4 protein-coding genes are annotated in these 3,697 nt (G+C 68.8%); 1 reads left to right on the forward strand and 3 read right to left on the reverse strand.

Features of this window, described 5'->3' with window-relative positions:
• Positions 1 to 32: 32 nt before the first annotated feature.
• The 3 genes from BN423_RS00940 to BN423_RS00950 are packed head-to-tail and all read right to left on the reverse strand — an operon-like array spanning position 33 to position 3,353.
• On the reverse strand, positions 33 to 1,082 hold the full coding sequence (locus tag BN423_RS00940) for a sensor histidine kinase (RefSeq protein ID WP_019238405.1): 1,050 nt from the start codon (positions 1,080 to 1,082) through the stop codon (positions 33 to 35).
• Positions 1,083 to 1,092: 10 nt separating this feature from the next.
• Positions 1,093 to 1,797: a response regulator transcription factor gene (locus BN423_RS00945; RefSeq protein WP_019238406.1), complete on the reverse strand. Its 705-nt coding sequence runs from the start codon at positions 1,795 to 1,797 to the stop codon at positions 1,093 to 1,095.
• 11 nt (positions 1,798 to 1,808) lie between these two features.
• On the reverse strand, positions 1,809 to 3,353 hold the full coding sequence (locus BN423_RS00950; protein WP_019238407.1) for a L,D-transpeptidase family protein: 1,545 nt from the start codon (positions 3,351 to 3,353) through the stop codon (positions 1,809 to 1,811).
• Positions 3,354 to 3,582: 229 nt separating this feature from the next.
• On the opposite strand from BN423_RS00950, the gene BN423_RS11900 reads away from it, so the two are divergent.
• Positions 3,583 to 3,697, forward strand: a 115-nt coding sequence (locus BN423_RS11900; protein ID WP_154820290.1) for a helix-turn-helix domain-containing protein, incomplete at its 3' end; no start/stop codon positions are given.

Here is a 3,697-nt window from a genome sequence, read left to right on the forward strand (position 1 = left end):
GTCCCCAATGACTCAATGGCTCCAATGGCTCGCTACACGATGGCTTTGAAGAAGGCGATGTCGAAGCGGGCGCCGGTGACGCGGCCCGCCTCGTCGCGGGCGTTCGAGGCGCAGATCGTGCCGTCCTGGGCGTCAATGAGCCCCTGGGCGAGCGAGAGGCCGATGCCCACGCCCGTGGGGTTCACAGCGGACGCGCCCGCGCGGTCGGAAGCGCCCCGGTAGAAGCGCTCGAACACATGCGGGAGGTCCTCCTCGGCGATGCCGGGACCGGTGTCCTCAACGCGGATGCGGCAGGCGAGGGCGTCCTCATGTGCCGTGACCGTCACGCGCCCGCCGCGCGGGGTGTGCTCGAGGCAGTTCTTCAAGATGTTCCCCAAGGCCTCGGCCGTCCAGGCGCGGTCGCCGGTGAACGAGCAGCCGTCCTCGATGTCGAGCTCGAGCGCCACGTCGGCGAGGTCGAAGGCAATCGCGAGCGGTCGCGCCGCGTCGCGCGCCATATCCGAGACATCCACCTGCTCATGGGCGAGCGCGAGCGCGCCGGCGTCGAGCCGGGCGAGCCGCAGCAGCGTCGAGACCAGGTCCTCCACATGCGCTTGAAGCCGCTCGATGCGGTGCAGGCGCTCGACCTCGTCCGCGCAATCACCGCGCGCGTCGAGCGCCTTGCGCACGAGCTCGGTGGTGATGGAGAGCGACGTGAGCGGCGTCTTGATCTGGTGGGAGATGTCGGCGAGACCGTTCGCGAGCGTCTGCTTCTCGCGCTCGAGCTCGTCGGCGGTGAGGTTGAGGCGCATGACCATCTTGCCGAGCTCGCTCTCGAGGATGGCGAGCTCGCCCTCGCTCATGCTCGCAAGGTCGATGGAGCGGTCGCCGTGGAGCACCGCGTCGATGCTCTGGCTCAGGCGCGCGATCGCTCGGTAGCGCTTGCGGGTGAGCCAGATCCAGGGGGCCGCGGCTGCGACGGCGGCGAGGAGGATCCAGGGGAGGAGGCCCGCGGCACCGAAGGCGGGCGCGGCGACGGCGCATGCTGCCACGAGCGCGAGCGAGGCGGCCGCAGCTCGGGCGACTTCCTGGTTGCGCAGCACGGAACCCCCCCTAACCGAACGCCTTGTACCCGAGGCCGCGCACCGTCTCGATGAGGACGGGGTGGGCGGGGTCGTCCTCGATCTTGTCGCGGAGGCGCTTGATGTAGACCGAGAGCGTATTCTCCTCGATGTAGGTCCCCGCGTCGTCCCAGAGAGCGGTGCGGATCTGCTCGCGCGTGACGAGCTTGCCGGGGTTCAGGGCGAAGAGCAAGAGCAGCCGGTACTCGAGGGCGGAGAGCGCGAGCTCGGCGCCGTCGCACTCGACGTGCGCGCGGTCGGTGTCAATCGTGAGCGCCCCGAAGCGCAGGACGCGTTGCGCGGGCTGCGCCCGCCGGATGGTCGCCGCGATGCGCGCGAGCAGCTCGCGGGGGCGGAACGGCTTGGCGATGTAGTCGTCCGCGCCCATCTGGATGCCCGCGACCGTGGTGAACTCGTCGCTCGACGCCGTGAGGAAGATCACGGGCAGGTTCGGCCGCGCCTGCTTGAGTGCCGTGCAGACCGCGAAGCCGTTGCCCTGGGCGAGCGTGACGTCGAGCAGGACGAGCGCGTAGGGCGCGGGCGTGCCGGCATGCGCGCCGCCCGTGCCGAGCGCCGCCGCAAGCGCCCCGTCCTGCGTGGCGGCATGGTCGACCGCGTACCCCTCGCTGCGCAGCAGCTCGCCGAGGGACTCGACGATCGTAGGGTCATCTTCGACGAGCAGGATCCGTTCGGCCATCGCGCCCTCCGCTACATGTGGGATACGACGCAGGTGCCGACCTCGATCATGCCGAAGAGCTCCTCCGCCTTGTCATAGGGAAGGTTCACGCAGCCGTGGCTGCCCGCGTAGTAGCAGGCGTTCGGGTCGCCGAAGGAGCTGGACGCCTGCCAGGTGGCATCGTGCAGGCCCACGGCGCTTCCCACGAACGCCATCCAGAAGCTCACGGGCGTCTTGTACTTCGGCTCACCGGTCTCGGGGTCGTCCGCGCCGATGAGCGTGATGTTCCGCGCCGCGTTGTTGATGTAGTACACGCCCGTGGGGGTGTCCTGCCCGAGGTTGGGGTTGCCGGTGATGACGCCGGATTCCCAGAGCACGTTGCCGTCCGCGTCGTAGTAGCGCGCGTACTGCTCGGAGATGTCGATATCGATGTAGGCGCCCCAGTCGCGCTCACCGGGAGCGGTAAAGACGTCGCCCTGCTGGGTGCAGGGAACCTCGACCTGGCCGGTCTGCTTCTCGCTCACGGCGGTGTGAACGGCCTGCGCGAGGGCTTCGCGGTCGACCTTCCAGCCGAACGACCCGCCCGAGACCGTGACCGCCTTGCCGTCCGGTCGCGTATAGCTCCGCTCCGTGCCCACCGTGTCGAGGGAATCGGCGAGGCTGTTCACCCACGCGTTGATGGCCTCCTCGTCGAGCTGGGGCGTGAGGTTCTCGTCGAGCGCGATCCACTGGGCGATCTGCGCGCCATCCACGCGGGCGACCTCGGAGCCGCCCATCGTGAGGGAGGCGTCGGCGCCGACGAGCTCGTTCATGGCGGTGCAGGATGCCTCGATCTCCTCTTCGGTATGCCCGTCCGCGAGCGGCAGGAACGCCGCCTCGCCGAGCTCGGTGAGGTCCGCCTGGGCGTCGAGGGCAGCGAGCTTGAGCTTCGCGAAGGAGACGATCGCGTCGCGGTCGAGCTGCCGTCCGGCCTCCGCGCGCTCGAGGGAGAAGGTGTTCGTATCCGGGTCGTAGGCGCCCGCGGGGGTGAAGGTTCCAGAGCGCCCCTCGTTGAGGGCGTCGACGGCCGCGCCGAGCTCCTCGTCGAACGCCGTCTCATTGAACGTCGCGGAGAACGCGGAGAAGTCCGGCGTCGCGGAGAGGTCGACGGGGGTCTTCGCGTCCTTGCTGCTGCCAAGGGTCGCCGAGATGAGGCGTGCCGGCCAGATGAAGGCCTCGTTGCGCGCGAGCACCTCGTTCGCCATGGCGTCCACGTCGATGAGGTCGTCGATGCTTTCGGGAGCATAGTCCCAGGTCAGGCCGTCGCCCTCGACATGCAGCGTATATACGGGTCGCGCGTCGCGGATGCGCTCGGCAGCATCGGAGGCGGTGCTGAGCGACACGTCCGTACCGGCGATCGAGGTGCCGGGGTAGTAGATGAACGAGAACGTGACGGCTCCGGCGACATATGCGACGGCGAGGATCGCCAGGATGATGATGGCGACGATGGCGGGAACGTTGCGCTTGCGGCGCGGGGCGGCGTCCGCGGGTGCGAAGTGCGCGGGCGCGTGGGAGTCTTTGGTTGCGCGATTCGGCATCGAGTGCGAGCCCCCTTGGGCTGGATGGTTCTGCTGCAACGGGCATTATAGCCGTTTGCAGGGACAAAATCGTGGGCTTTGCGAGGTAAACGTGGTTGCAAAATTACCCCAGGGATGATGTAAAAATACCCCAGGGGTTATTTTACATCCCACGAGAGTGACCTGTCGGGAGACCCGGGGCTGCGGACAAAAAGTTGGACGCCGGGGGGCGTCCGGACGGGAGGTCCGCATGTACGACGGGGAGACCGTGAGGCGGGCGCTGGCGGAGGGCATGACGCAGTCGGAGGCCGCCGCGCTCTGCGGCGTCACGAGGCAGACCGTGAGGAACTGGGCGGCCGGGAGGG

This window comes from Enorma timonensis (genome assembly GCF_000321165.1).
Classification (GTDB): domain Bacteria; phylum Actinomycetota; class Coriobacteriia; order Coriobacteriales; family Coriobacteriaceae; genus Enorma.

What these genes read in the sequence shown, in the direction of transcription:
- BN423_RS00945 (WP_019238406.1), bottom strand. Translation starts at nt 1,797, where the DNA reads ATGGCCGAACGGATCCTGCTCGTCGAAGATGACCCTACGATCGTCGAG.
- BN423_RS00950 (WP_019238407.1), bottom strand. Translation starts at nt 3,353, where the DNA reads ATGCCGAATCGCGCAACCAAAGACTCCCACGCGCCCGCGCACTTCGCA.